Source organism: Vreelandella sp. DA03-1M (genome assembly GCF_055725665.1).
Genome location: NZ_CM146798.1, coordinates 3,460,172 through 3,486,971, shown reverse-complemented (window position 1 = coordinate 3,486,971; position 26,800 = coordinate 3,460,172). Strand labels below are relative to the sequence as shown.

23 protein-coding genes are annotated in these 26,800 nt (G+C 55.6%); 19 read left to right on the top strand and 4 right to left on the bottom strand.

The genetic code is table 11. From position 1 onward, the window contains the following. Nucleotides 1-9 precede the first annotated feature (9 nt). The 6 genes from ACXUPB_RS16265 to ACXUPB_RS16240 all read left to right on the top strand — a co-directional run bounded on the left by ACXUPB_RS16265 (nucleotide 10) and on the right by ACXUPB_RS16240 (nucleotide 5,219). On the top strand, nucleotides 10-498 hold the full coding sequence (locus ACXUPB_RS16265; RefSeq protein WP_035562352.1) for an ureidoglycolate lyase: 489 nt from the start codon (nucleotides 10-12) through the stop codon (nucleotides 496-498). 105 nt (nucleotides 499-603) lie between these two features. Beyond that, complete coding sequence (gene pyk / locus ACXUPB_RS16260; RefSeq protein ID WP_339934344.1) at nucleotides 604-2,079, top strand: pyruvate kinase; 1,476 nt, start codon at nucleotides 604-606, stop codon at nucleotides 2,077-2,079. Continuing rightward, nucleotides 2,060-2,851 carry a molybdate ABC transporter substrate-binding protein gene (modA, locus tag ACXUPB_RS16255; protein ID WP_235272507.1) on the top strand — a complete coding sequence of 264 codons (792 nt, stop codon included), beginning with the start codon at nucleotides 2,060-2,062 and terminating at the stop codon, nucleotides 2,849-2,851. The genes pyk and modA overlap by 20 nt, the downstream gene beginning before the upstream one ends. 13 nt (nucleotides 2,852-2,864) lie before the next feature. After that, nucleotides 2,865-3,530, top strand: coding sequence for a molybdate ABC transporter permease subunit (gene modB / locus ACXUPB_RS16250; protein WP_472953434.1), 666 nt, complete (start codon nucleotides 2,865-2,867; stop codon nucleotides 3,528-3,530). After that, a complete protein-coding gene (locus ACXUPB_RS16245; protein WP_472953432.1) occupies nucleotides 3,523-4,683 on the top strand; it encodes an ABC transporter ATP-binding protein in 1,161 nt (386 codons plus the stop codon). The genes modB and ACXUPB_RS16245 overlap by 8 nt, the downstream gene beginning before the upstream one ends. 2 nt (nucleotides 4,684-4,685) lie before the next feature. Further along, on the top strand, nucleotides 4,686-5,219 hold the full coding sequence (locus ACXUPB_RS16240) for a DUF192 domain-containing protein (protein WP_472953430.1): 534 nt from the start codon (nucleotides 4,686-4,688) through the stop codon (nucleotides 5,217-5,219). Nucleotides 5,220-5,328: 109 nt separating this feature from the next. Here ACXUPB_RS16240 and ACXUPB_RS16235 read toward each other — a convergent pair whose 3' ends face one another. After that, nucleotides 5,329-6,063 (bottom strand): ParA family protein, encoded by a 735-nt coding sequence (locus ACXUPB_RS16235; RefSeq protein WP_035562365.1) that lies wholly within the window; start codon nucleotides 6,061-6,063, stop codon nucleotides 5,329-5,331. A gap of 108 nt (nucleotides 6,064-6,171) precedes the next feature. Beyond that, entirely contained in the window at nucleotides 6,172-7,035 is an 864-nt protein-coding gene (locus ACXUPB_RS16230) for a DMT family transporter (protein ID WP_335596333.1), read from the bottom strand. A gap of 306 nt (nucleotides 7,036-7,341) precedes the next feature. Here ACXUPB_RS16230 and ACXUPB_RS16225 point away from each other — a divergent pair, with 306 nt between their 5' ends. The 11 genes from ACXUPB_RS16225 (at nucleotide 7,342) to ACXUPB_RS16175 (ending at nucleotide 21,405) form a co-directional block, all read left to right on the top strand. After that, a complete protein-coding gene (locus ACXUPB_RS16225; protein WP_035562371.1) occupies nucleotides 7,342-8,352 on the top strand; it encodes a DctP family TRAP transporter solute-binding subunit in 1,011 nt (336 codons plus the stop codon). A gap of 61 nt (nucleotides 8,353-8,413) precedes the next feature. After that, nucleotides 8,414-8,893: a TRAP transporter small permease gene (locus tag ACXUPB_RS16220; RefSeq protein WP_035562373.1), complete on the top strand. Its 480-nt coding sequence runs from the start codon at nucleotides 8,414-8,416 to the stop codon at nucleotides 8,891-8,893. Continuing rightward, nucleotides 8,883-10,187 (top strand): TRAP transporter large permease, encoded by a 1,305-nt coding sequence (locus tag ACXUPB_RS16215; protein WP_035562375.1) that lies wholly within the window; start codon nucleotides 8,883-8,885, stop codon nucleotides 10,185-10,187. The genes ACXUPB_RS16220 and ACXUPB_RS16215 overlap by 11 nt, the downstream gene beginning before the upstream one ends. A gap of 456 nt (nucleotides 10,188-10,643) precedes the next feature. After that, nucleotides 10,644-11,624 carry a TAXI family TRAP transporter solute-binding subunit gene (locus ACXUPB_RS16210; protein ID WP_035562376.1) on the top strand — a complete coding sequence of 327 codons (981 nt, stop codon included), beginning with the start codon at nucleotides 10,644-10,646 and terminating at the stop codon, nucleotides 11,622-11,624. Between the two features lie 157 nt (nucleotides 11,625-11,781). Further along, on the top strand, nucleotides 11,782-14,376 hold the full coding sequence (locus ACXUPB_RS16205; protein WP_035562378.1) for a TRAP transporter permease: 2,595 nt from the start codon (nucleotides 11,782-11,784) through the stop codon (nucleotides 14,374-14,376). 11 nt (nucleotides 14,377-14,387) lie between these two features. Further along, the gene (locus ACXUPB_RS16200) at nucleotides 14,388-14,816 is read left to right on the top strand and encodes a universal stress protein (protein WP_035562380.1); all 429 of its coding nucleotides are present in this window, start codon (nucleotides 14,388-14,390) and stop codon (nucleotides 14,814-14,816) included. 348 nt (nucleotides 14,817-15,164) lie between these two features. Next, nucleotides 15,165-15,983, top strand: coding sequence for a DUF2189 domain-containing protein (locus ACXUPB_RS16195; RefSeq protein WP_035562383.1), 819 nt, complete (start codon nucleotides 15,165-15,167; stop codon nucleotides 15,981-15,983). A 97-nt stretch (nucleotides 15,984-16,080) separates the two neighbouring features. Further along, a complete protein-coding gene (locus ACXUPB_RS16190; RefSeq protein WP_082072552.1) occupies nucleotides 16,081-16,656 on the top strand; it encodes a putative pterin-binding protein in 576 nt (191 codons plus the stop codon). Beyond that, a complete protein-coding gene (locus ACXUPB_RS16185) occupies nucleotides 16,646-18,910 on the top strand; it encodes a hybrid sensor histidine kinase/response regulator (RefSeq protein WP_035562386.1) in 2,265 nt (754 codons plus the stop codon). Before ACXUPB_RS16190 ends, ACXUPB_RS16185 begins: the two co-directional genes overlap by 11 nt. Then, nucleotides 18,891-20,057, top strand: coding sequence for a nitric oxide-sensing protein NosP (gene nosP / locus ACXUPB_RS16180; protein WP_035562389.1), 1,167 nt, complete (start codon nucleotides 18,891-18,893; stop codon nucleotides 20,055-20,057). Before ACXUPB_RS16185 ends, nosP begins: the two co-directional genes overlap by 20 nt. Next, entirely contained in the window at nucleotides 20,026-21,405 is a 1,380-nt protein-coding gene (locus ACXUPB_RS16175; protein WP_472953424.1) for a hybrid sensor histidine kinase/response regulator, read from the top strand. Before nosP ends, ACXUPB_RS16175 begins: the two co-directional genes overlap by 32 nt. Before the next feature lie 3 nt (nucleotides 21,406-21,408). On the opposite strand, the gene ACXUPB_RS16170 is transcribed toward ACXUPB_RS16175, so the two are convergent. Further along, nucleotides 21,409-22,086, bottom strand: a complete 678-nt coding sequence (locus ACXUPB_RS16170; protein ID WP_035562395.1) for a response regulator — start codon at nucleotides 22,084-22,086, stop codon at nucleotides 21,409-21,411. A 129-nt stretch (nucleotides 22,087-22,215) separates the two neighbouring features. On the opposite strand from ACXUPB_RS16170, the gene exaC reads away from it, so the two are divergent. Continuing rightward, complete coding sequence (gene exaC, locus ACXUPB_RS16165; protein ID WP_035562398.1) at nucleotides 22,216-23,736, top strand: acetaldehyde dehydrogenase ExaC; 1,521 nt, start codon at nucleotides 22,216-22,218, stop codon at nucleotides 23,734-23,736. A gap of 121 nt (nucleotides 23,737-23,857) precedes the next feature. Then, nucleotides 23,858-24,886 (top strand): alcohol dehydrogenase AdhP, encoded by a 1,029-nt coding sequence (gene adhP / locus ACXUPB_RS16160; RefSeq protein ID WP_035562401.1) that lies wholly within the window; start codon nucleotides 23,858-23,860, stop codon nucleotides 24,884-24,886. An 80-nt stretch (nucleotides 24,887-24,966) separates the two neighbouring features. Here the strand turns inward: adhP and dauA are convergent, their stop codons facing one another. Further along, the gene (gene dauA, locus ACXUPB_RS16155) at nucleotides 24,967-26,715 is read right to left on the bottom strand and encodes a C4-dicarboxylic acid transporter DauA (protein ID WP_035562404.1); all 1,749 of its coding nucleotides are present in this window, start codon (nucleotides 26,713-26,715) and stop codon (nucleotides 24,967-24,969) included. Nucleotides 26,716-26,800: the final 85 nt, after the last annotated feature.

The following is a 26,800-nucleotide window of genomic DNA, read 5'->3' as shown; positions in this document are numbered from 1 at the left end:
GGAGCTGTAATGTTGATACTGAACACTGAGCCGCTGACGGCAGAGGCCTTTGCCCCTTTTGGCGATGTGATGGATGCGCGTACCTCCGCCTCGTTTCCGATCAACGCCGGTCGCACTCAGCGCCACCATGATCTGGCGAAGGTCGAAACCCTGGGCGAAAACGCTCACACGCTGATCAACATCTTTGTTAGCCAACCGGTAACACTGCCGCTGGAGCTCACGTTTCTAGAGCGCCACCCCCAGGGCAGCCAAGCGTTTATGCCGCTGCATCAGGAACGTTTTATCATCGTAGTGGCGCCGCCCGGTGAACATATCAATCCTGACGAAGTGCGTGCTTTTGTGACCGATGGCCGCCAAGGCGTGAATTACCGCGCAGGCACTTGGCACGCCATTCAGTCAGTGCTAGAACGTGAAGGCGAGTTCTTGGTGGTGGATCGGGGCGGCGATGGCAATAACTGCGATGAGTTTCCCCTGGCAATTACCGTTATGTTGGAATAATACGTACATTCCGTGTTGCAGGGCTGTCATATAGAACGCGTTAAACTGATAAGCTAGTGTTATTAAACAAAGTCACTACACGCTCATTAGCATGGTTGGAATATTATGAACGCACTGCACTTCTCTTCGATCCGTCGTACCAAAATTGTCGCCACCCTTGGGCCTGCCAGCGACCGGGAAGGCGTATTGGAAGCCATGCTCAAAGCGGGTGTCGATGTGGTGCGTCTTAATTTCTCTCACGGCACCGCCGATGATCATCGGCGCCGGTTAACCGAGGTACGCGAGATTGCCGCCAAACTGGGCCGTAGCGTAGCGGCCTTGGGCGACCTCCAAGGCCCCAAGATCCGCATTGCACGGTTTAGAGATGGCTCAGTGGTGCTCAAAGAAGGTCAGCCGTTCATTCTTGATATGGAACTCGATGGCGATGCCGGTGATATCCATCAGGTGGGTTGTGACTACAAAACCTTGTCACAAGATGTGGCCGCCGGCGATCGTCTGCTGCTAGATGACGGACGTTTGGTGCTGGATGTGGCTCGCGTTGAAGGGCAACAGGTTCATACCACCGTGGTTGTGGGCGGCAAGCTCTCCAACCATAAAGGTATTAACAAGCAAGGCGGCGGCCTCTCCGCCCCGGCGTTGACCGAGAAAGACAAAGAAGACCTTAAAACCGCTGTAGATATTGGCGTCGACTATCTAGCCATTTCCTTCCCCCGTCATGCCGAAGACATGCTGGAAGCACGCCGTTTACTGGGCGAAGCGGGTAAGGAAATTGGTCTCGTCGCCAAGGTCGAGCGCGCTGAAGCGGTCGCTGATGACGCCACCCTGGACGGTATTATCGAAGCTTCCGAAGCGGTCATGGTGGCACGCGGTGATTTAGGCGTTGAAATTGGCGATGCCAAGTTGGTGGGCGTTCAGAAACGCATGATCAAGCGGGCGCGTTCACTCAACCGTGCTGTCATTACCGCCACGCAGATGATGGAAAGCATGATTTCAGCGCCGCTACCTACGCGTGCCGAAGTGTTTGACGTCGCTAACGCGGTATTGGATGGCAGCGATGCGGTCATGCTCTCGGCAGAAACCGCCGCGGGTGATTATCCGCTGGAAACCGTCGAAGCGATGTCGCGTGTTTGCCTGGGCGCTGAGAGGGAGAAATCCGCCCAGGAATCCGGCCACCGCATTCATGAAGGCTTTACTCGTCCGGATGAAACCATCGCGCTTTCCGCTATGTATGCTGCTAACCACATGGCCGGCATCACCGCGATTGCCTGCATGACTTCGTCGGGCTATACGCCGCTAATCGCGTCGCGTATTCGCTCTGGCTTGCCGATTGTGGGCTTGGCGCATAACCCTATTGCTCAGCGCCGCATGGCACTCTACCGTGGAGTCGTTTCGCTGCCGTTCGATACCTCTGATATGACACCCACCGAGCTAAACGACCGTGCGCTGGAACTGCTGGTGAAGACCGGTATCTCCAAAGTAGGGGATCATGTGATCCTTACCCGCGGCGACCATATGAACGCTCATGGCGGTACCAATACCATGAAGGTGATGGAGATTACTGATGAACATGCTAAAAGCTAAATTAGCGCATGGGCTTCTCCTTGCCTGTTTGCTATCAACAAGCGCCCCCACCATAGCGGCGGCGCCAATTGTAGCCGCCGCTTCTGATCTGCAGTTTGCGCTAACTGAGGCCGCCGAGCAGTTTCAGCAGGAAACCGGTCATGACCTGCGCTTGAACTTTGGCTCCTCCGGCAACTTCCGCCGCCAAATTGCCCAGGGTGCCCCTTTCGAGCTCTATCTTTCTGCTGACGAGCGCTACGTTCAAGCGCTTTATGAAGAGGGGCACACTCATGATGAGGGCGTGATCTACGCCATTGGCCGGTTAGTGTGGCTGCAGCGTGCAGGCCGCGGTGACTTGCCCAGTGACGATGCGCCGCTGGCTGGGGTAGAGGCTGCCCTAGAAGCACAAAAGAGCGGTACCACTGAACGAATCGCCCTGGCGAATCCTGAGCACGCGCCCTACGGCGTGGCGGCGCAGCAGACGCTTGAGCACGACGGGCTTTGGGTGCAAACCGAGCCGCTGCGCGTGCTGGGCGAAAATGTCTCCCAGGCAGCGCAGTTTGCGCTTTCCGACGATGCGCGTGGTGGGTTAGTGGCTTACTCGCTGGCCCTGGCGCCTTCTTTACGCGAGCGAAGTGAGTACGTACTTATCCCTGAGAGCTGGCATGAGCCTTTGCGTCAACGCATGGTCTTGACCAACCAGGCGGGAGACGTCGCCACTGCCTTCTATCAATGGCTGCAGCAAGACGAAGGGCAATCCATTTTGCGTACCTATGGGTTTAGCGTCGAATGATAGGTCGGCCATAATGGATTGGTCGGCGCTGTCAGTTTCGTTACGTCTCGCGGCGTCCACCTGTCTTATCCTCATCCCCATCGCTATTTGGCTAGGCCGCGCCCTGGCCTACGCACGTTTCCGGGGCAAAGGACTATGCGAAGCGCTGATCGCACTACCGCTGGTATTGCCGCCTACCGTACTGGGCTTTTATCTGCTGTTGAGCTTTGGCCGCGACGCGCCGGTGGGCTCGCTTTGGGCAAACTTAACCGGCAGCGGGCTGAATTTCACTTTCACGGGCATATTACTGGCCTCCCTGATCGCCAATTTGCCGTTTGCCGTGCAGCCTATTCAGCGCGCCTTTGAACATGTACCCCACAACCTGCGTGAAGCGGCCTGGTGCAGTGGTTTGAGCCCTTGGCAAACGCTGCTGCGCATCGAGCTGCCCTTGGTGTGGCCAGGGATCATGTCGGCGGCAGCGCTAACGTTTGCCCATACGCTGGGCGAATTTGGTGTGATCTTGATGGTGGGTGGCGCTATCGATGGCGAAACACGCACCCTTGCCATTGCTATCTATGATCGCGTCCAAGCCTTCGATGAGCAGGGCGCGGCGCAGATGTCGGCGCTGCTGCTGGTGTCGTTTATTACCTTGGGGCTCGTCTATGGGCTGGCCGGGCGCAGGCGGTGGGCACGTGGCTGATTCGCGCATTACAGGGGCCGTCGCAGAGCTAGGTGCAGGGCTATGCGTAGCGGTGAAGCAAGCGGGGCCAATTCCACTGGCCGCCGAGTTTGTTTGCCAACCCGGTGAACTGCTGGCGCTGGTAGGGCCATCGGGTAGCGGAAAAACCACGCTGCTGCGGACTATTGCCGGGCTCTATCGCCCTCAAAATGGGCATGTGGAATGCGCTGGTGACGTTTGGTTTGATGCTCAGCGTAAGCATTCACTTCCGCCCCAGCGTCGGCAAGTCGGTATGGTGTTTCAGGACTATGCGCTGTTTCCCCATTTAACCGCGTTAGAAAATATTCAACTACCGCTGGGCCATCTACCCCAATCCCAGCGGCTAGCACAGGCGGAGCAGTGGCTCGCCAAGGTGCGTCTAGACGGGCTGGGCAAGCGCTATCCTAATGCGCTTTCGGGGGGGCAACGCCAACGGGTGGCGCTGGCCCGTGCCTTGGCCCGTGACCCGAAGGTGCTGTTACTCGATGAGCCGTTTTCAGCGGTGGATCAAGTGACCCGTCGGCGTTTGCAGCGCGAACTGGCACTGCTTCGCCAGCAAATCGAGATTCCCATCGTGTTGGTGACGCATGACCTGGAGGAAGCCACTGCACTAGCTGATCAAATCTGCGTGTTGCATAACGGCGTAAGCCTTCAGCAGGATTCGCCCGAGGCACTGTTCAGTCGCCCAGCCTCGCCGTTAGTTGCACGCTTGCTGGACCGCCATAATCTGTTTGAAGGCACCGTCGTAGAGGTAGCAGGGCAGCGCCGCCTGCAGTGGGGGGAAACTTACCTGGAAGTCGCCGAAGGACTTGCCAATCTGCCACTGGGAGAAACGGTGGCCTGGTATCTGCCACCGTCGGATATTGTGCTTCACCGCCGCGACCGACCTTCGCAAGGCGAGCGGGAAAACCCGCTGGCTGCCACGGTCAGTGAGGTAGTGGTGTTGGGCGGCATTACATCAGTTTCACTGCGCGTCAATCATGGCGATATGTTACGTTTCGATATCGCCACCCATGCCGCACGACGTAACCAGTTAACCCGCGGTGCAGTGGTGAACGTTTCGTTGCTGGCGGCAGGCATTCACCTGATGCCAGGCCACCGAGTTCGCGCAGATGCGCATGATAAAAGGAAGTAAGCATGGATCTCACGCGTCGCACGCTGCTTAAAGCATCGCTACTGTTACCGCTGGCGGCGCTGCTGCCGATGTCGCTACTCAGCTCGTTTGCCTGGGGGCAGGCGACGGCGAAAGAAATGCAGACGTTGGCGCTGGCTATTCACAGCGAAGGAGGCCCACATCGGCTAGAGGTCGATGTGGCAGAAACGGCTCCACAGCGCCAGCGTGGCTTGATGGAGCGCGAGAGCCTGCCCGAAGCGCAGGGGATGCTGTTTCGCTTCGAGGACGAGCAGTCGGCTAGCAATGCGTTTTGGATGTATCGCACCCTGATTCCCCTCGATATTGCCTTTATCGATAGCGATGGCCGTATCGTGGCGATCAATACCATGCCGCCCTGTGAATCCTCGTCACCAAGTAACTGCCCCTCTTATCCGGCGGGTGCGGCTTACCATTCGGCGCTAGAGGTCAACGGTGGCTATTTTGCCGAGCGTGGTATCAAAGTGGGCGACTGCATTTCCATTCCAGACGAAGCCGGCTTCTGCCAGCCTGGGAATTAAGCAGGCGTAGGCGGAATCTGATCACTACTAGGTTTATGTCTGCGACCATCAAGCCGCCGCCCCGGTCTTGAGCCGGTTAGATGCAGACGGTCATTGCAGACGGTCATTGTCATTGCAGACGCTGCGCGATCTCTCGCCATAGAGCGGTGTAGGCGCGACCGCCCGGACTGCTGCGGGCGAAATGCCCAACCGGCGCGCGTTCGACACCCATGCGCTCGACCGCACTGGCGTTGGGCACGGTCGTTGACAGGCGCCTCGGCCAGCGTTCGCTGAGACTCTCCATCACCTCGCGGTGTAGGGTCTTGCGGCGGTCGGCGAGGGTTACGAACGGCCAGATTGGGCAGGCCTGTTCGACCGCGTCGAGATGACCGTCTAATTGCTCAAGGGTGCGCAACGACAGGGTAGTCGGTACCACCGGCACCAGCAGGGCATCGACGCTGGAGAAGATCTGCCCGGCGAGCGCGGACAGGCTTGGCGGGCAGTCGAGGATCACTAAGTCGTAACTGGCCATCACCGGCTTGAGGATTTTGCGCAGCCGACTGGGCTTGCGGGTTTCCATTGACGTTTCCAGGTCGCGCGATCCCAGCGCCGCAGGCAGCAGGTCGAGCCCCTCGATGTCGGTCTCGCGGATCGCTCGATCGAGGTCCGCCTTGCCCTTGACCAGTTTGTCGACGCCACCGCGCACCTTGGGTTTGCTACGCAGGTAGAAGGTGGTAGCGGCCTGCGGATCGAGATCCCAGAGCAATACCCGCCTGCCGTCGCGTGCCGCTTCGGCGGCGAGATTGACGGCGGAGGCGGTCTTGCCCACGCCACCCTTGATACTGTAAAGCGCCAGCATCTGCATAGGGAACTCCCGGCTTGGTGACCGTTCAGTCTAACCGATTGGCCTGAGTGGAAATGTGACGTTTCGATGACGGCACTGCTGGCAATGTTGTTACGCTGGTTCCCCACGCTATTGCTTTACTCCACAACGACGGCGAAATCTGATCACAATCAGGGCAATACCTGCGATCACTAAGCCACCGCCTACCAGTTTATGCACGCCTAGGCTGTCGCCCATTAACAGTGCACCTAGGCCCACTGCTAGTACCGGTACAAGTAGCGTCATGGGGACCACGCGATTAACCGGGTGACGGCGCAAAAGCGCGTACCAAATCCCGTAAGCGACGATCGACGACATTACGGCGGTGTAAATCATCGCCCCCCAGCCTAACCAAGTTGCTTGCTGCATCGCCTGCCACTGACCGCTCTCAAATAGCCATGACCCCAGCGCTACCTGAGGCACTGCGAACAGTGCCACCCAGCCTGCCAACGCCATTGGTGCAATAGGCGGGCCACGCTTGATCAACAGCTGCGACACCGCCCAGCCTAGCGCACTCATCAGTAAAATACTTAGCGGCAGAGGCGAGGGCAGCGTTGGCCCACCGGCCAATACGATTACCCCGGCAAACGAGAGCAGCAACCCGACAATACGTTTGGGGCCCAGCTTCTCTTTTAGAAAGATCACCGCTAACAATGTGGCAAAGGGCGTTCCCATCTGCACTAAAAGCGCGCCGGTACCCGCTTCTGCATGCTCTAAACCAATAAACAGCAGAGCGAAGTGAAGGCTGCCGAAGGTGATGGATAACAGCAGCAAAAAAGGAAGTTGCGCCCGCGCCACCGGGTAGAAGGGCACCAGCAGAATTGCGACCAGCATAAAACGTAGGGTCGTCATTAATAGCGGCGGTAGCTCTGCTACACCGACCTTGATAACAATGATATTCAGCGCCCAAATGGCGATAACAAAGAGGCCGAGCAGCAGATCGCGTAGTGGCACGTTGAGGTCCATGGTTAAATGAAAAAGACGGCTATTGTATCAGCTTGGGTGAAGGCAAAAATAACAGTGCTCTGAGTCGCTGCAGGAGGGGCTATTCGATGATGGTCTCTCTTCAACGGCATGACCTAGAAATTTATGACCAAGACTCAAAGGGATCCAGAAGAGAGTTAGTCATGCCGACCTTAGGCGTCTTTCTTTCGTGCGCTAAGTGCATACAATAAGTGGGGCTTTATCGAAAAGCTTCATGACTGCTATCTGCGCAGATCACAAAGCGCACACCATAAAAATAGATAAAAAGGATCTACCATGACGCTGACACGCTCAATGGCTCGTTTAACCGCTGGTTTGGCCGGTGCGGCACTGCTCTCTGCCTCCCTTTCTGCACAAGCTCGCGAACTCTCGGTTTCCACCGTTTTGTCTGATGCTTTCCCGTGGGGGCAGGCAGCGGAGAAGTGGGCAGAACTAGTGGAAGAGCGCAGCGATGGCGAGTTAACGCTGCGCGTTTACCCCAATTCACAACTGGTTTCCGGCGATCAAACCCGCGAGTTTTCTGCAATGCGCTCTGGATTGATCGACGCCGCTGTGGGTTCGACCATCAACTGGTCGCCCCAGGTACCGGAGCTCAATCTGTTCTCTTTACCGTTCTTCATTCCCGATGAAGCCGCCGTTGATGCGGTCACCGGTGGTAAAGCAGGAGAGTTGGTCTTTGAAGCCATTGAGTCTCGGGGCGTTATCCCGTTAGCCTGGGGTGAAAACGGTTTCCGCCAGGTTTCCAATTCTCGTGGGCCGATTAGCCAGCCGGATGACTTGGACGGTCTTAAAATCCGCGTTGTGGGTTCGCCGCTGTTCCAGGATACCTTCTCAGCACTGGACGCTGACCCCACTCAAATGAGCTGGACGGACGCTCAGCCCGCGCTGACCACCGGCGCAGTGGATGGCCAGGAAAATCCGCTCTCTGTGTTTGACGTCGCGCGCATCGATCAAGTTGGCCAGGAGCATCTAACGCTCTGGAACTACATGAATGACCCGCTGATTTTTGCCGTCAATCAGCAGGTATGGCAAACATTGAGCGAAGAGCAGCAAACCCTGCTGCGCGAAACCGCTGTAGAGGCCGGTGAGTGGGAAATTGCCATGACCCGTGAAGAGGAGGGCGAGCGTCTTGCGGCGATTCAAGAGCGCGGTGTGACCGTGACTGAATTAACTGATGAGCAGTACCAAGCCTTTGTCGATGCCACCCAGTCTGTTTACGAAAAATGGGCGCCGCGAATTGGTGAAGAGGTGGTAGAGGCCGCACAAGCCGCTATCGACGCGCGCTAATTACCTTTGATGTTCAAACTCCCGGCCTTTATGGCTGGGAGTTTTTTGCTGTGAGGCTGCCATGAAAGGCTTTCCTGATGCGCGCCCTGAGCGCTGGCTGGGCGCGCTGGCATTAATCATTATTTCGTTGATTAGTTTGGGCAATGTTATTACCCGCTATTTAACCGGCGGCTCATTTTCGTTCACTGAAGAGTTTTCCGTATTTCTGCTGGTGGTGCTGACCTTTGCGGGTGCCTCGGTGGCGCTACGGCGTAACCGCCATATTCGTATTGGCTTTCTGGAACGGGCGCTACCGCCCAAGTACCGCCGCGTACTGATCCTTTTTCAAGCGCTGTGTGGCGTCACCGTGCTGGGCTTGATCACTTGGTACGGCGGTAAGTTAGCCTGGCAAGAGTATCAATGGGAGTCGCTATCACCAGGACTTGGCCTGCCTCAGTGGTGGTATTTAGTCTGGTTACCCGTGCTTTCTGCGGCCATGTTATGGCGCCTGTTTCAGCAAACCGCTGACCGTTTAACGGGGAGGCTCACCGATGAGCCCTGATGTGTGGATGATTCTGGCCTTTGCAGGCTTGCTGATAGCGGGAGTGCCGGTGGCGTTCTCGCTGGCGCTCTCCGGAGCCGTTGGCATCGTGCTGGGTTTGTCACCGGATATGCTCGCGACGATGGGCACCAACACCTATAACAGCATCGCCAAGTACCCCTTGATTGCGATTCCGCTATTTATCTTAACTGGGCTTATTTTCGAGCGCTCGGGTGTGGCGCTGCGCTTGGTGCGTTTTGCCCAGGCGTTGATAGGCCCCCGCCACGGTGGCTTGGCGTTAGTGGCGGTGCTGGTATGTATGATTATGGGCGGTATGAGCGGCTCTGGCCCCGCCGATGCAGCGGCGGTAGCGATGGTCATGCTGCCCAGTATGACCAAAGCGGGCTACCCCAAGCCGTTTTCCGCCACGCTGATTGCCGCCTCTGCCTCGACGGCGATTCTCATTCCCCCTTCAGTGGCGCTGATTCTTTACTCCATTGTGGTGCCGGGCGTCGATTTACGCGCACTTTTCGCGGCAGGCTTATTTCCCGGCATTTTGGCCGGGCTGGCGCTACTGGTACCCGCCATGATCGTTTCCAAGCGCTACGGTTGGGAGGGCGGCACACCGGTAGAGAGCGCTGAACGGCTAAGTGTACGTACCACCTTTAAACAGGCGATACCCGCGCTGTTTGCCCCGGTGCTGATTTTGGGCGGTTTGCGGTCAGGGCTGTTTACTCCCACCGAAGCGGCCGTGGTGGCAGTGGCTTATGGGGCTATTGTCGGTTTGTTTTTAACCCGCGAGCTGTCGCTGCGCGATTTATGGGAGCTATTGGGGGAGGCGGCGATTATCTCGGGCGTGGTAATGCTGATTATCGCCCTGGCGGGTATTTTTGCCTGGGCGGGCACCATGTTGGGCACCTTCCGCCACTTAGCTGAATGGATTGTTAGCCTGACCGATAACGGCGTGCTGCTGCTAATCCTGGTGATGCTGGCAGTGCTGGTCGCAGGGATGCTATTGGATGCGATCTCGATTTATCTAATCATGATGCCGATTTTGATCCCCGTTATGCAGCACTTTGAATGGAACCCGGTGTGGTTTGGGATTCTATTGGCGATGAACATAGCCATTGGTCAGTTTACCCCGCCGGTGGCCGTGAATTTGATGGTAACCACCGAAGTGGCCAAAATTCGTTTGGAGCAGACTCTCGGCTGGGCGCTGCTATTTGTCGTTGCGATGGGCTGCGCTTTGGCACTGGTGGCAATCTTCCCGGCTATCGCGCTGTGGCTACCTAGCGTGTTGGGTTACAACGTTTGATGGAGGCTGCGCGGTGAGCTTGCCAGGCAAAAGATAGCGCCTGCGTCCAGTAAACAACGAAACTCCTTATTCCCTATGTCAAAACAGTATAGGAGTTAACGCTTACTAAACGTTACCTAGGGCTAAACTCATTGCCATGGAATGCATGCCCGTGAGGCGTGGGTAGGTTGGAAACAGAGGAGAGTAGGCCCGAAACAGCAATAGCTGCTGCTACCTTGGGGCGGGCGCATGTTTCTTGCTGAGCGTTTTATTTTTCGCTAAAGGCTTAGTTTTTCGCTAAAGTAGTATTAGCAGGCAGCCAACAGGACGCCTGTAACAGTTTGTCTTAAAAACAGAATGTCTTGAAAACGTTTTGGAGCAAGTCCACCTGAGGGAACGGTTCATTAGGTGAGACCAAAACGCACGATGTTTGTAACATCAAATACGCTCATAACATCAATACAAAGAGGTGTGTTCATGAAACGCCATGTATTTTCCACTACAGCCTTCTCCGGTGCGCTACTTGCCGCCGCTGCCTTCGCCTCACCGGCAATGGCACAGGATGACGAGCAATTCATCACCATCGGCACCGGTGGCCAAACCGGCGTTTACTACGTCGTAGGTCAGTCGATCTGCCGTTTGGTGAATCGTCTTGAAGACACCAACATTAAGTGTAACGCACCTTCCACCGGTGGTTCTGTCGCCAACATCAATGGCATCAAGTCCGGCGAATTGGACATGGGTGTCGCTCAATCGGATGTCCAGTACCAAGCCTACAATGGTACCGGGAATTTCGAAGGTGAGGCCTATGAGGACCTGCGGGCTGTGTTCCGTGTCCACGGTGAGCCATTGACCCTGCTTGCACGTGCTGATTCAGGCATCGAGACACTCGATGATTTGGAAGGCAAGCGCGTCAATATTGGTAACCCAGGCTCAGGCCAGCGCAACACCATGGAAGTGGTGATGGACGCCAAGGGCTGGACCGAAGATACTTTCTCTTTGGCATCTCAGCTTGATGCGGCCGAGCAAGCAGCGGCGCTCTCCGATAATAACGTCGATGCCATGGTGTATGTCGTTGGTCACCCCAATGGTTCCATCCAAGAAGCGACCACCACGGTTGATGCTCGTTTGATTCCGCTGAATGACGAAGACATTCAGGGCATCATCGATGAATATCCGTACTACTCCGCATCGGTCATTCCGGGTGGTCTGTATCGCGGCAATGACGAAGATGTCGAAACTTTCGGTGTGGCAGCGACCTTTGTCACCACCGCTGAAGCTGACGAAGAAGTTATCTATCAGACCGTGAAAGCGGTTTTTGATAATTTTGATCGTTTCAAGCAGCTGCATCCGGCCTTCGAAAATCTTGATCCAGAAGAGATGGTGAGTGAAGGGCTTTCCGCGCCGTTGCACGATGGGGCAGCGCGTTACTACCGTGAACAAGGCTGGATTGAGTAATCCAGAAGCCTAAGGTGATACTACCTTAGTAAGAAATGCGCGGTTACCCCAGGGTGCCGCGCATTTTGGTTTAGAATGTTAATAGGGCGTTTAGAATGTTGATAGGGCATTTCGATATGGCAATGATGCGTCAATCGACTCGGAGCGGGGCAGGCAGATGACAGACGATAAGAACAGGCCTTCGGGAGCCGGAGTAGACTTGGAGGATATGGTCGCCTCCAGCGACACGGGAGCCCGCAAGCCAGCCGGCATGCCCGGGAAGATATTGGTAACCATTGCGGCAGTGTGGTCTCTTTTCCAGCTGTGGATTGCCTCTCCAGTGCCCTTCATTTTAGGTTTTGGTGTCTTTAACGCCACAGAAGCCCGCTCTATTCACTTAGCCTTTGCGCTGTTCCTGGCGTATATGGCCTATCCGGCACTTAAGCGCTCGCCTCGCGACCGTGTTCCGATTCAGGATTGGGTGCTGGCAGCAGCGGCGGCCTTTTGTGGCGCTTACATGTTTATGTTTTACGAGCAGTTATCCCAGCGCCCCGGCGCCCCGATACTGCAGGACGTCATCATTGGCATCGCTGGGATACTGCTGCTGCTTGAAGCGACACGTCGAGCGCTTGGCCCGCCGCTAATGATTGTGGCCTCTATTTTTCTTCTCTATAGCCTGGCTGGCCCTTGGATGCCGGGGATTCTTTCCCATGGAGGGGTGAGCCTCTTCGGCTTGATTAATCACCAATGGTTGACGACCCAGGGGGTCTTCGGTATCGCGCTGGGCGTCTCAACCAGCTTCGTATTCCTGTTTGTGTTGTTCGGTGCTCTGCTCGATAAGGCGGGCGCTGGCAATTACTTTATCAAGGTGGCGTTTTCGCTGCTTGGTCACTATCGCGGTGGGCCAGCGAAAGCCGCCGTGGTAGCGTCGGCCATGACCGGGCTAATTTCCGGCTCCTCGATTGCCAACGTGGTCACCACCGGTACTTTTACAGTGCCGATGATGAAACGTGTTGGGTTTTCTGCGGAAAAGGCGGGTGCTGTCGAAGTGGCGTCATCGGTCAATGGACAGATTATGCCGCCGGTGATGGGGGCTGCTGCTTTCTTGATGGTCGAATATGTGGGCATCTCTTATGTTGAAGTCATTAAGCATGCCTTCCTGCCCGCACTGATCTCCTATATCGCGCTGGTCTACATCGTTCACCTTGAGGCCCTCAAGGCCAATATGAAGGGGCTGCAAAGCAGTAACCCACCTAAGCCGCTGGTCAATAAGGTGATCGGATTTCTCGGTGGTTTGCTACTCATGATGGTCACCGCCCTAGCGGTTTATTACGGTCTTGGTTGGCTCAAGCCGGTACTGGGCGATGCAACCCCGTGGGTGGTAGCTGTTGGACTTACGGTCATTTATATCGCTCTGCTCAAACTGGCGGCCGGTTACCCAGAGCTTGAACTCGATGATCCTAACGAGCCGATCTTTTCACTGCCCCAGACCAAACCAACGGTGTTGGTTGGCCTGCAGTACATTTTGCCGGTTATTGTGTTGGTTTGGTGCCTGATGGTGGAGCGGTTGTCGCCAGGGCTTTCCGCCTTTTGGGCCACGGTATTTATGATCTTTATCATTCTTACCCAGCGCCCCATCACGTCAATCTTTCGCGGACGCAGCGATATGCGGGCGGATCTGCGTGAAGGCGCGATGGATCTTTGGGATGGCCTGGTCACTGGTGCTCGCAACATGATTGGCATCGGCATTGCCACGGCCACCGCCGGTATCATCGTCGGTGCCGTATCCCAGACCGGGGTGGGCCTGGTGCTGGCCGAGGTGGTGGAAACACTGGCCATGGGTAACTTAATGCTGATCTTGCTGCTTACCGCAGTGCTCAGCTTAATTCTCGGCATGGGCTTACCCACAACGGCCAACTATATCGTTGTATCTGCGTTGTTGGCGCCGGTCGTCGTGCAACTGGGGGCCGAAAATGGCCTGCTGGTGCCGTTAATCGCAGTACACCTGTTCGTTTTCTACTTCGGTATCATGGCCGACGTTACCCCGCCGGTGGGGCTGGCGTCCTTTGCGGCGGCGGCAGTATCCGGTGGTGACCCTATTCGAACCGGCTTCCAGGCGTTCTATTACAGCCTTCGTACCGCAGCGCTGCCGTTTCTGTTCATCTTTAATACCGACCTACTGCTCATCGATGTGACCTTCCTTCAAGGGGTGCTGATCTTTGTGGTGTCGACCATCGCGATGCTGATTTTCGCCGCGGCGACCCAGGGCTTTATGATTACGCGCAACCGTTGGTATGAGTCTATTGTGCTGCTGCTGATTGCGTTCACGCTGTTCCGCCCCGGTTTCTGGATGGACATGATTCATGATCCCTACGAATCCATCCCGCCCGCGCAATTCGTCGAAGCATTGGGTGGTGTCGATGAAGACTCCACGCTGCGCTTGCAGATTGCCGGTCTCGATGATTATGGTGATCCCATGACCACTTACATGACCCTGCCGGTACCTGAAGGTGAAACAGGCCAAGAGCGGCTTGATAACTTGGGTATGGAGCTCTTTATCGAGGATGGCACGGCGACCGTTGATATGGTGACCTACGGCAGCCAAGCGGCTGAACTCGGTTTCGACTTCGATCAAGAAATTGTCGAGATTCTGGCCCCCGTTGATCGCTGGACGAAAGAGCTAATGTGGATTCCTGCCTTCTTGCTCTTTGGGTTGATTGTATTGATGCAGCGTCGGCGTCGTGATAACACGCAAGCGACAGCCACCGCATGAAGGAGAGTGCCATGTACAGTAAGATCATGTTGCCGGTGGATTTGAACGAGGAGTCTTCCTGGTCGAAGGCGTTGCCTACCGCCCTGACGCTATGCCGAACTTTCGGGGCCTCGCTTCATGTGGTCACGGTACTGCCGGACTATCGCATGCCCATGGTGGGGTCTTATTTCCCCAAGGACTTCGCCAAAAAAGCGCATGTCGCGATCACCGATGCGCTTCACGCGTTTATCAAGACGAATGTGCCCGATGACATTCAGGTACAGAGTGTCATTGTGGATGGTTCGCCTTGGGAGGCCATTATCAAAGCCGCTAAGAAACTGGATGTGGATCTGATCGTCATGGCCTCTCACAATAAGCGTAAGTTTGTCGATTATGTGCTTGGCCCTAATGCAGAGCACGTTGTGCACCATGCCAAAATGTCGGTAATGATTGTGCGCTAGACATTCAAAGCGTTACGTAGAAAAAACCAAAAACTCCGGGCAGCTAGCCTGGAGTTTTTTTATGATTGGTACCTCAATTTGGCTACATACGCTTTTGCTAACGCAGCAATTAAATTGGCGCTTTAAAGCCTTCTCATGGATTTTTTGTACGCATAACCTTTCAGTCAACGCCTCAGGTCTTCAGGTCAGCTACATTAAGAGAGCATTAAGAAAGCACTGAGAGAAAGCACTGAAAAATAGTGTTAAGCCATTAAGTTGGCATTAATACCACCAGCGCTAACAAGCGGTGATGCTTTGAGGTAAATCCTGAATTCAGGACCTAGTATCAGGTACAACAGGAGTGATGCCATGAATGCGGCTACAACAAAAACAAACCACCATTCAGATCAGCCCAGCGTTAAAATTACTATTAATAAGGTCGGACTGGATCGGCCTAGAGCGTGGTTGGCCGCGGGTGTAGAAGATTTTCGCCGCGCAACGGTGGTCAGTCTTTCGTATGGCATGTTTTGGGTCGGCTTGAGTATCGCTATCACCCTGGGCGCATTTACGCTGGGGTATTGGTATTGGCTGCTGCCCATGATTGCCGGCTTTATGTTTATCGGGCCCTTGGTCGCGGTTGGTTCGTATGGCATTAGCCGTGCGTTAGAGCGTGGGCAAGTACCAAACCTGGGAGATGCATTCGGAAGCTGGCGACCCCATGCCGGTCAGTTGGCGATGATGGGGGTCATGATGATGATCTTCTTTCTGGCCTGGATTCGTTTAGCAACCCTGTTGTTTGCCCTGTTTTTTGGGTTTGAAGTTCCCAGCCCCGCCACACTGTATACCGCGCTACTGACGACGTCTGAAGGGTTGGGCATGCTTGCCGTTGGCACAGTGGCAGGCGGTATTTTAGCATTCGGCGCGTTTGCTATCAGCGTCGTGGCGATACCCACACTGATGGATCAAGACTTAACCTTTATGGAAGGGATTGAAGCCAGCGTACGCTGTGTTGCCCGTAACTTTCGCGTGATGCTGTTGTGGGCGGTGATTTTAACGCTGTGTGTGTTGGTGGGTGTGATGACATTCTATATTGGCTTGGCGCTCATCTTGCCGGTATTAGGTCACGCCAGTTGGCATGCCTACGAAGAGTTAGTGCGCTTCAACCCCCTTGAGAAAATTAGCTCGTAACTCGTCTGTGAATAGCGAATAACGCTTCCAGTACGAAAAAACATTACCAAAAAAACAGTATTGAGACTGACCTATTTAAGGAGATAGCGTAATCTTTATGCTGTCTCCTTTTATTTCTGGGCGTTTAAACCAACGGGTCTTTTGGCGTGAGGTGTTTACTGTGAAAGCGTTATTAATGGGGTGGGTTGTGCTGATATTCAGCATTCCCCTAGCGGGGCTCGCTGAAACAGCCGATAACTTAGAGGAACCCAGCGGGCCGGTTATTTTGACCGTTAGCGGTAATGTTGGCCTTACGAACGTTGGTAGTGAGGCGCAGTTTGACCGCGCCATGTTAGAGGCGTTACCACAGCACGAGTTCGATACCACCACACCCTGGACAGAAGCTAGTAACCATTATCGCGGGCCTTTAATGCGCGACCTGCTGGCGCGTTTAAACGCGGAAAGCGATACGGTACACGTTGCCGCCCTGAACGGCTACGAAGCGGAAATACCGGTGAGTGATTTTGAAGAGTATGACGTTATCTTAGCCCTTGAAAAGGATGAAAAAGCAATCCCCATTCGTGAGTACGGTCCGTTATGGGTGCTTTATCCCTTTGATCAGGATGAAGCGCTGTTAAGCGAAAAAATACGCTTCAGAGCGGTATGGCAGGTTATGCATATTGATGTTCGCTAGCGCTTCAACCGCTCAGGCTTCCAGCTTGCTGCGTTATCCTCGCCGTTTTAAGCTCGTTGCCATCGTTGCAGTATCGCTATTTGCCGCGGCGTTGGTCGTCGCTACCCTAGCCGCCTGGCGGCAGGAAAATCTCACTCAGAGCCTGCGTGAAGATACCGCCTGGGTGGTTTATAAGCTGGACCGCGATGCGGTACAGCTCTTGAACCATCTATTGGCAGTGACGCGTGAGCCGCTTACGTCCGAGACGCATGATGAGCTAAACCTACGCTTTGAGCTGTTATATAGCCGTATTACATTGCTCAATGAGGGTGAGGTCAGCACGTTATTACAACAGATCGGTACGGCTCGGGAATTATTGGGCCAAATCCAGCAACAGCTGGATGTGCTGGATATTATGTTTTATCCCTATGATGGGCCTGAAACCGGTGGGAGAATTGATCAATTAACGGTGACGGTGCTGGAAGAGGAATTGCAGGCACTCACGCAGTTAACAGAGCGCCTGGTTATTGCGATTAATGGCTATTTGGCCGAGTCGGCGACCGAAGAGCGCGCTCAGCTTAGCCTGCTCTACAAGCTCCTCATGTCACTAATCGTCGGAATGAGCTTCGCGGCTTTTCTGGTGATTGCTTTTCTGGTGCGCGAAATGCGTGAAAGTGCGGCGGTCAGGCGCAAGCAGGAGCAATTAGGCCAGCAATTGGAAGTTACTGCCAAACAGGCGCAGACGGCGAATCAAGCTAAGTCAGACTTCCTCGCTATGGTCAGTCACGAAATTCGTACCCCGCTGAACGGCGTGATTGGTATGAGTGAGTTATTACGCGAATCGGCGAGTCCCGCTCAGGTAGAGGATTACGCTGACACGATTCACGATAGTGCCAATCAACTGCTGGCAATGATTAATGAGATCCTCGATTTTTCTAAAATCGAAGCCGGTCACTTAACCCTGGAAACATCGCCTACTGCGCTAAAACCACTTATCGATAGTGTGGTGGTGCTGCTTGCACCTAGGGCAAAAGTTAAAGGATTGACGCTTACGGTTAACGTCGACCCACTGGTGCCTGCGTGGGTGTTGGTCGATGCTGCTCGCCTGCGGCAGATACTACTAAACCTGATCGCCAATGCGATCAAGTTCACTGACCATGGCGAGGTAAGCGTCAAGGTCTCCTCTACAGTAGAGCAGCTATTATTTGAGGTGATCGACACCGGTTGTGGCTTGAGTGAGCAGCAGCAAAAGCGGCTTTTTGAGCCTTTTCAGCAGGCGGATGAGTCAGTGGCCCGCCGCTTTGGTGGAACTGGGCTGGGGCTTGCGATCTGCAAGCGGTTAAGCGAAGCCATGCAAGGGCGGTTAGGGGTCAAGAGCCAATTAGGCCAGGGAAGTACCTTCTGGTGCCAGTTGCCCTTGGTTGAAGCTGACCCTGTTTCAGCGTCACTGCCCGTAATGCCTAAACACGATTTTTCAGGCACAACGCTGCTGCTGGTGGAGGACAATGCGGTCAACCGCAAAGTCGCCATTGGCTTGTTATCGCGCCTAGGCTGCGATGTGATCTGGGCCGAGAACGGTCATGACGCCTTGGCAATGGCCCAGTCACAGCAGGTACAACTCATCTTTATGGATATCCAGTTGCCCGATATGGATGGCTTGTTAGTCACTCAGCGCTTACGCGAACAGGGTGGCTGGCTGGCGAGTGTTCCTATCGTCGCCATGACGGCAGGCGGCGCTGAAGATGATCGCCAACGCTGCCTAGCTGCGGGCATGAACGATTACATTACCAAGCCGCTGTCACTTTCGGCGTTAAGTAACGTGCTGGCGTTACAGCTTTTTGCCACTCCCGACACTGCTCCTATACAAGCATTAGCGGGAACACAAACGCCAACCGGGGAGCCGCCGTTACTGAATGCCGACACTCTCGCCATGCTGAAAGCGTCACTGGGAGAATCGAGCCTGATCCAACTGGCGATGCTTTACCATCAGCAAGTCAGCAATTACACCGAGCAACTGGCTGCTTGCCTGGTGGCAACACCACTGACTCCAGAACAGCACCATCAAGTTATGCGTTTGGCGCACCAGCTGCGCGGCGAGTCAGTGAGCATGGGCGCCGACCAGCTTGCCGAATTGGCGAAGCAGTTGGAGATATTGGCCAAGACAGAGCAAGCCACTACAAGCCAACTCAATGATGTGTTCAGCACGTTAAAGCTTGCCGCTGCGCATACCCATGCCGCACTGGAGAGATGGTGTCGTGACCACTTATCCCGTTGAAAAGGGCATCATTACTGCGGCTAGCCAGCATCCCGACGCTTCCTACGCTGCAGCCGAGCTAGCTTGCGCCCTATGTCACGAGCATTTGAGCTTCGTGCTGTTCTTCTGCAGTGCGGAGTATGATTTAGCGGGGCTGGCGGCTGCATTAGAGCGAAGCTTTCCCTCCATGCCACTAAGTGGCTGCACCACCGCAGGGGAAATTACCCCGCTTGGCTATGACCGTGGCTCGATTGTAGCAATGGGCTTTGATCGTCGTTGGTTTGCCATCGAAACAGCGCTGATCGATGACCTGGATCATTTTGAGTTAACCAATGCGCAACCGCTAGTTGATACGTTACTTGAGCGTTGCCGGCGACAGGCCATTGCACCCATCAACGAACACAGCTTCGCTCTGACGTTATTGGATGGCCTATCGAGCCGTGAAGAGCAGGTGCTTGCCACCTTAGATGCAGCGCTAGGTCGAATACCCAGCTTTGGCGGCTCAGCAGGCGACGATAACCACCTTAGCCACACCCACGTGTACAGCGCCGGGCGCTTCTATACCCAAGCCGCGGTCGTTATCATGATCAATACCCGCTTGCCCTTTGAAGTGTTTTCGACCCACCATTTAACGCCGCTAGCTCACAAACTGGTCGTGACGGAGGCAAACCGAGAGCAACGACGGGTGATTGAGCTGAATGGTTTACCCGCCGCACGGGTATACGCGGATTTGGTTGGGCTTGCGCCTACTCAACTCAACGCAGCGATATTTGCTCGTCACCCTTTAGCGGTGCGTATCGGGGGGCAGCACTATGTGCGCTCCATCCAGAGTGTTAATAGCGACAATAGCCTGAGTTTTTACTGTGCGGTTGAAAATGGCATCGTGCTCACGGCCATGCAACCAGCACCGCTACTCGATGATCTTCAAGTGATGCTTGCCGGGGTGAGCGCTAGGCTTGGGGCGCCTAGTGTGATCATTGCCTGTGACTGTTTTTTACGCCGCATGGAACTGGAAGCGCTCGATCATTTAGAGCAGGCGTCGCAACTGCTACGCCAATCGCGAGTGGTGGGATTCAATACTTACGGCGAGCAACACCACGGCATGCATGTGAATCAAACGTTTACGGGGGTGGCGTTTGGATCTCTTTCAGCTGACGACAACCACTGACGATACCAGTAGCAATGACGAGCTTAATGTCGCAGAACTGGGCGAAGAGAACCGTCGTCTGCGTAAAGTTTGCCAAGCGCTAATGGAAAGGGTGGAAGGGGATGGCAGTGCCGAGGGCGCCCCTTACGCCGCATTTGAACGTTCAGTGCTGCTTGCTGAGCAGGTGCGAGAACGCACCGATGCCTTACACCGCACCCTGGACGAACTGGGCCAGGTCAATACGCGATTATTGGCGGCCAAAGCCGAGGCTGAAGCGGCCAACCTTTCCAAAACAAAATTCCTCGCGGCGGTCAGCCACGACCTGCTACAGCCTCTCAACGCCGCCCGGCTGTTTGCCAGTGCGTTAGAAACTCACTCTTTACCTGAAACCTCGCAAATGCTGGTGGGCCATATTGGCCGCTCGCTAAAAGATGTGGAAGGGCTGATAGGAACGCTGGTGGATATCTCACGCCTGGATGCGGGGGTACTGCGTGCCGATAAAGCGCCGTTTGCGGTGAGCACGCTGCTCGATACCTTGGCGGAGGAGTACCGGCAAGTGGCTGGCGTGCGTGGCTTGGCGTTGCATTACGTGCCCTCCAGTATGATGATTGAATCAGACTTGGCGCTGCTGGCACGGGTCATACGCAACTTTCTTAGTAATGCGGTGCGCTATACCGAACATGGCCGCGTGCTGCTGGGCTGCCGACGACGCCCTCATGGGTTGGAAATTATGGTGGGCGATACCGGCCCCGGCATTCCAGAGCAGCAGCGCGAAGCGATCTTTCTGGAGTTCCGGCGGGTTAACCAGCCCCATAGTGCTAATAGCCGTGGCTTAGGGCTGGGGCTAGCCATCGTTGACCGGATCAGCAGCATGCTGGAGCAGCCGGTATCCCTCGCTTCTCGCCCCGGCGTGGGGGCTCTGTTCTCTATCACCGTGCCTTACGCGGCGGTCGCGACATCGGCTCTGCCCATGCGCTATGCCTCGCCTTCAGGTGAGATAGATGATCCGTTGCAGGGTTGTATCGTCTGGGTGATCGATGATGACTTGGCCATTATTGAGGGCATGCAGGCACTGCTAAGCAGTTGGGGCTGTCGGGTACGCGCGGCAGCCACGGTGAGTGCCCTTGAGGCCGCCAGCGATGGTGAGCGCCCTGCGGTGCTGCTGGTTGATTACCACTTGGGGGAACATCGTGAAACCGGTATCGATCTGGCCGCGCGCTTGCAGCGGCGCTATCCTGGATTGGCCGCCGTGGTTATAACGGCGAATCACGAGGCAGAGATTAAGCGAGCCACCCGTGAAGCGGGCATGCACTGCTTACTAAAACCGCTCAAGCCGCTGCGGCTGCGCATGCGGCTCGCTGTTGCATAAATATTAGTGAGCCCGGTTGGCGCGGTAAAAACTTAAATCCTCCTCCCCGGCAATGACGATCGCATGCACCCGACTGGTTGCATTTAATTTACGCAAGATTGCCGAGACATGGGTTTTAACAGTGGTTTCGGCAATCAACAATTCTCGCGCAATATGTTTATTGGACATCCCTTTGGCCATACAGCCCAAGACCATCAACTGCTTTTCGGTCAGGCGCGCCAAGCGCTCGCTGGGCGTTGTGGCGGTGACGGTGGTGGGGGGCAAAGACGTGCGCGGCGCAGGCCGACGCATGATGTCGGGCGGCAGGTAGAGCTGACCTTCAAGAATCTGTGTTAAGGCTGCTAGCATTGCTTCCCGGGGCGTAGATTTGGGGATATAGCCCACCGCGCCCAGGGTAATGGCATCCAGCACCAGTTGGCGCTCTTGATGCGCAGACACAATCGCTACTGGCAGCCATGGAAACACCTCGCGCAGTCGGGTTAGCCCCTCTAGCCCCTCGGCATCCGGCAGGCTTAAATCCAGTAGCAGCAAATCTAACTCCGCATGCTGTTCCACCAACGTCATCGCATCAGCGAGACTCTCTGCTTCCACCAGTTGGCTGCCTGCCAAGCCCCCGCTAATCACGGTTTGCAGCGCATCACGGAACAGCGGGTGGTCATCGGCCACTAACAGGGAATACATGGCGTCTCCTACCAAGGGATGAGGGCTAATCCTGCCATCGGGCTATATCGCCATTTGCTTTAGTGAACAACACTGTCTAAGCATCTTAAAAAAGCACCTTTAACAATCATAATACTCAGGAGCATGACAATGATCTACGCCAACCCTGGTGATACCGGTTCACTGGTGTCATTTGAAAAGCGCTATGGCAACTATATCGACGGCGAATTCGTTGCCCCGGTCAAAGGCCAGTACTTTGACAACATCAGTCCTGTTAATGGTCATGTTTTTTGCGAAATCCCCCGCTCGACGGCAGAAGATATCGATAAAGCACTAGATGCGGCCCACAAAGCGGCACCTGCCTGGGGGAAAACCTCGGTTCAAGAGCGCAGCAATATTCTGTTAAAAATTGCCGACCGCATTGAGCAAAACCTGGAAATGCTCGCCGTCGCCGAAACCTGGGATAATGGTAAAGCGGTACGCGAAACCATCAATGCCGATATTCCATTGGCTGTCGATCACTTCCGCTACTTTGCAGGCTGTCTGCGTTCGCAAGAAGGCACCGCAGCGGATATTGATGCCAACACGGTCTCCTATCACTTCCACGAGCCGCTAGGCGTGGTGGGCCAGATCATCCCCTGGAACTTCCCGATCCTGATGGCCGCCTGGAAACTGGCGCCTGCGCTGGCAGCGGGTAACTGTGTGGTATTGAAGCCCGCGGAACAAACCCCCGCCTCGATTCTGAAAGTGATGGAAGTGATTGGCGATCTGCTGCCGCCCGGCGTTCTCAATATCGTCAATGGCTTTGGTGCTGAAGCGGGCCAAGCACTGGCCAGCAGCAAGCGTATCGCCAAGATTGCTTTTACCGGCTCCACGCCTGTCGGTTCGCATATTTTGAAATGTGCGGCGGAAAACATTATTCCCTCTACCGTGGAGCTAGGCGGCAAATCCCCCAACATCTACTTTGCCGACATCATGAATGCCGAACCGACGTTTATTGATAAAGCGGTAGAGGGCTTGGTGCTGGCGTTCTTTAACCAGGGCGAAGTGTGTACCTGCCCTTCGCGGGCGCTGATTCAAGAGAGCATGTACGACGAGTTCATGGCCAAGGTCATCGAGCGCACCAAAACCATCAAGCGCGGTAACCCGCTAGATACCGATGTACAGGTAGGCGCCCAGGCATCCCAAGAGCAGTTCGACAAGATCATGTCCTACATGGATATCGCCCGGGATGAAGGGGCTGAATTCCTCACCGGCGGCAATAAAGAGACCATGGATGACAGTATCAACAGCGGTTACTACATTCAGCCCACGCTGCTGAAGGGTAACAACCAGATGCGCGTCTTCCAGGAAGAGATCTTTGGCCCGGTGGTAGCCGTCACTACCTTCAAGGATGAAGAAGAAGCCCTCGCGATTGCCAACGACACCGAGTTTGGCTTGGGCGCAGGCGTTTGGAGCCGCGATATCAACGTCGCTTTCCGCATGGGCCGAGGCATTCAAGCCGGGCGCGTGTGGACCAACTGTTACCACCAGTATCCCGCCCACGCAGCCTTTGGTGGCTATAAGAAATCTGGTGTTGGCCGGGAAACTCACAAAGTCGCCCTCGAACACTACCAGCAAACCAAAAATCTGCTGGTCAGCTACGACATCAACCCGTTGGGCTTCTTCTAACCCCTTCTGCTAGCCACACCGCCCGGCATTAGCCGGGCGGTATTGTCAGTCCCCTGACGCTGACTCTACCGATAAGAGCAGTACTTAAACTGCCGTATCGAAAACTATTAGGAGTTGCATCATGGATAGCACAATGCGCGCGGCGGTCGTTCGTGAGTTTGGCCAGCCGTTGGCCATAGAAGAAGTTGACGTACCTCGCCCTAAGCAGGGCGAAGTATTGATGAAAGTGGCGGCCTCTGGGGTTTGCCATACCGATTTACACGCCGCCCAAGGCGATTGGCCGGTGAAACCCTCGCCGCCATTTATTCCAGGGCACGAAGGTGTTGGGCATATCGTGGCGGTGGGTGAAGGCGTTACCCATGTCAAAGAGGGTGATCGTATTGGTGTGCCCTGGCTCTACTCGGCCTGCGGCTACTGCGAGCACTGTTTAGGCGGTTGGGAAACCCTGTGTGAGTCTCAGCAAAATACCGGTTACAGCGTTAACGGTGGGTTTGCCGACTACACCTTAGCGGATGCGGGCTATGTTGGGCGCCTGCCGGATGCCATCGACTTCATTGAAATAGCTCCTGTGCTGTGTGCGGGGGTGACGGTTTATAAAGGCTTGAAGATGACTGATACCCGGCCCGGCCAGTGGGTGGTGATTTCGGGCATTGGTGGCCTGGGCCATATGGCGGTGCAGTACGCCAAAGCGATGGGGCTGAACGTGGCGGCTGTCGATATCGATGACGGCAAGCTAGCCCTGGCTGAGCGTTTAGGCGCCACGGTCACCGTTAACGCCATGAAAACCGACCCAGCGGCGTACTTGAAGAAAACCATTGGTGGTGCTCACGGGGCCTTGGTGACAGCGGTGTCGCCGAAGGCGTTTGATCAGGCGCAGAATATGCTACGCCGCGGCGGGACGTTGGTGCTCAATGGCTTACCGCCCGGCGACTTTCCGCTGCCGATCTTCAGCACGGTGCTCAACGGTATTACCATTCGTGGCTCTATCGTCGGCACGCGCAGTGACCTGCAGGAAGCGTTGGATTTCGCTGCCGAAGGCAAGGTTAAGGCCACGGTAGCGACCGATACGCTGGATAATATCAACGATGTCTTCCAGCGCATGATTGACGGCAAGATCGAAGGCCGCATCGTGTTGGACATGGCGAGCTAACAGCCAGCCAGTGGGTATCGCACCAGGGGGAGAATACTCCCCCTTTTTAATGTCGAACTTGCCACTTGAACAGTCGATATTTAATCCTTTCCGCTCTCCAGTAAGCTCAGCCAACGGCGCGCCATGCGCTCGGCATGGGCAAGGTTGCTGACGACCGCTAGCTTCCCCGCTTCGCGTCGAATGCCTGCGCGCTTTATTTTCAGCGCCATGCGCGGCGGCAGCCCAACAAACATCACCCCCACGCCTTGCTCACCTAGCTCACGGCGCAGTGACTCCAGCGCCACCATCGCGGTGGTATCTAGGCTAGGCACATCACGCATATCCAACACGACGATTCTCACGCTGTGATCAATGATCCGTAGCGTGGCGATGGCTTTTTCTGCGGCGCCAAAAAACAGCGGACCGCTAATTTTGTAGAGCGCTACTTCTGGCGGGAAATGTTCGCCGGTGTTGTGCGACTCAAGGCGCTGAGTATTGGTTAGCTGCGCCATTCTGCGAATAAATAGCGCGGCGGCTAGGCCAATACCGACGGCCACGGCGATCACCATGTCGAAAATAACCGTCAATGCGAAACAGATTACCAATACCCATACATCGCTGGTGGGCGCGCTTTTTAGCGTGTGCATAAAATGCCGCGCTTCACTCATGTTCCAGGCAATAATAAACAGCAGCGCAGCCAGCGCAGCCATCGGTACATACCCCAGCACGCCCGCCAGTGCGACGACGGCCAGAAGCACCACTACCGAGTGCACCAGTGCCGCGACAGGTGAAAAGGCACCACTTTTGATATTGGTCGCGGTGCGGGCAAGGGCCGCCGTAGCAGTAATGCCGCCAAAGAAGGGCACCACCAGGTTGCCGAGCCCTTGGCCAATCAGTTCTGCATTGGGGTCATGGCGGGTGCGGGTTAGGCCGTCTGCGACAACGGCGCACAGCAACGATTCAATCGCAGCGAGTAAAGCGATCGCCAGCGCAGGGCCTAGCAGCGCTTGAATCAACGCAAAGTCGATTTCAAGCGGCGTGCCATCTGCACCCGGGAGGTGCCAGGGGGCTACAAAGCTGGGCGCAAAGGGCGGAATGCCGCTGCCGCTTTCACCCTGAAACTCCCAGCTAAACCGCGAGGCGATCGTATCGACCTCAACGCCACTCATCAGCAGTAGCGAGGCTGCCAGCGTACCCACCGCTAACCCTACCAGCGGGGCAGGTATTGGGGTATTTAAGCGCGGCCAAACTAACAGCGTTGCTAAGGTGACAAGCCCGACGCTGATCTCCGCCAGCGACAGCGTGGGCAGCGCTTGGCCGATCAGCATTAGGTTATCCAGAGTGCTATCGCCCAGCTCGACCCCCGCCAAACCCAAAAAGTCAGGCAGCTGTAACAGGGCAATCACCACGCCGATGCCCGCCGTAAAGCCAAGAATGACCGGGTAAGGCACGTACTGAATGAGACTGCCCAATCGCGAAAGCCCCAGCGCGACCAAAATAGCGCCCGCCATAAAGGTGGCAATCAGCAGCCCCCCCAAGCCATGGTTGGCAACAATCGGGAAAAGAATAACCACAAACGCAGCGGTGGGGCCGGAGATGTTAAACCGCGAACCACCGGTTAGCGCGATCACCGCCCCTGCCACAATGGCCGTATAGAGCCCGTGTTGGGGCGGTACCCCAGTGGCAATCGCCAGTGCCATGGAAAGCGGCACGGCGACGACGCCAATCGTCAGCCCCGCCATCACGTCGCGCTTTAATTTACCCAGCGAATAACCTTCACGCCAGGCGTTGAGTAACGCACTGCCAGGCATCGGGAAAACGTACCCCGAGGGTCGATGTGCGCGGGACATGTGGCCAGCCTCCTAAGTGTTAGGGAAAACAGGCTACTACGCTACGCCTACCCTGGAGTTCCCACAACAAAGCGTTTTTTCAGAG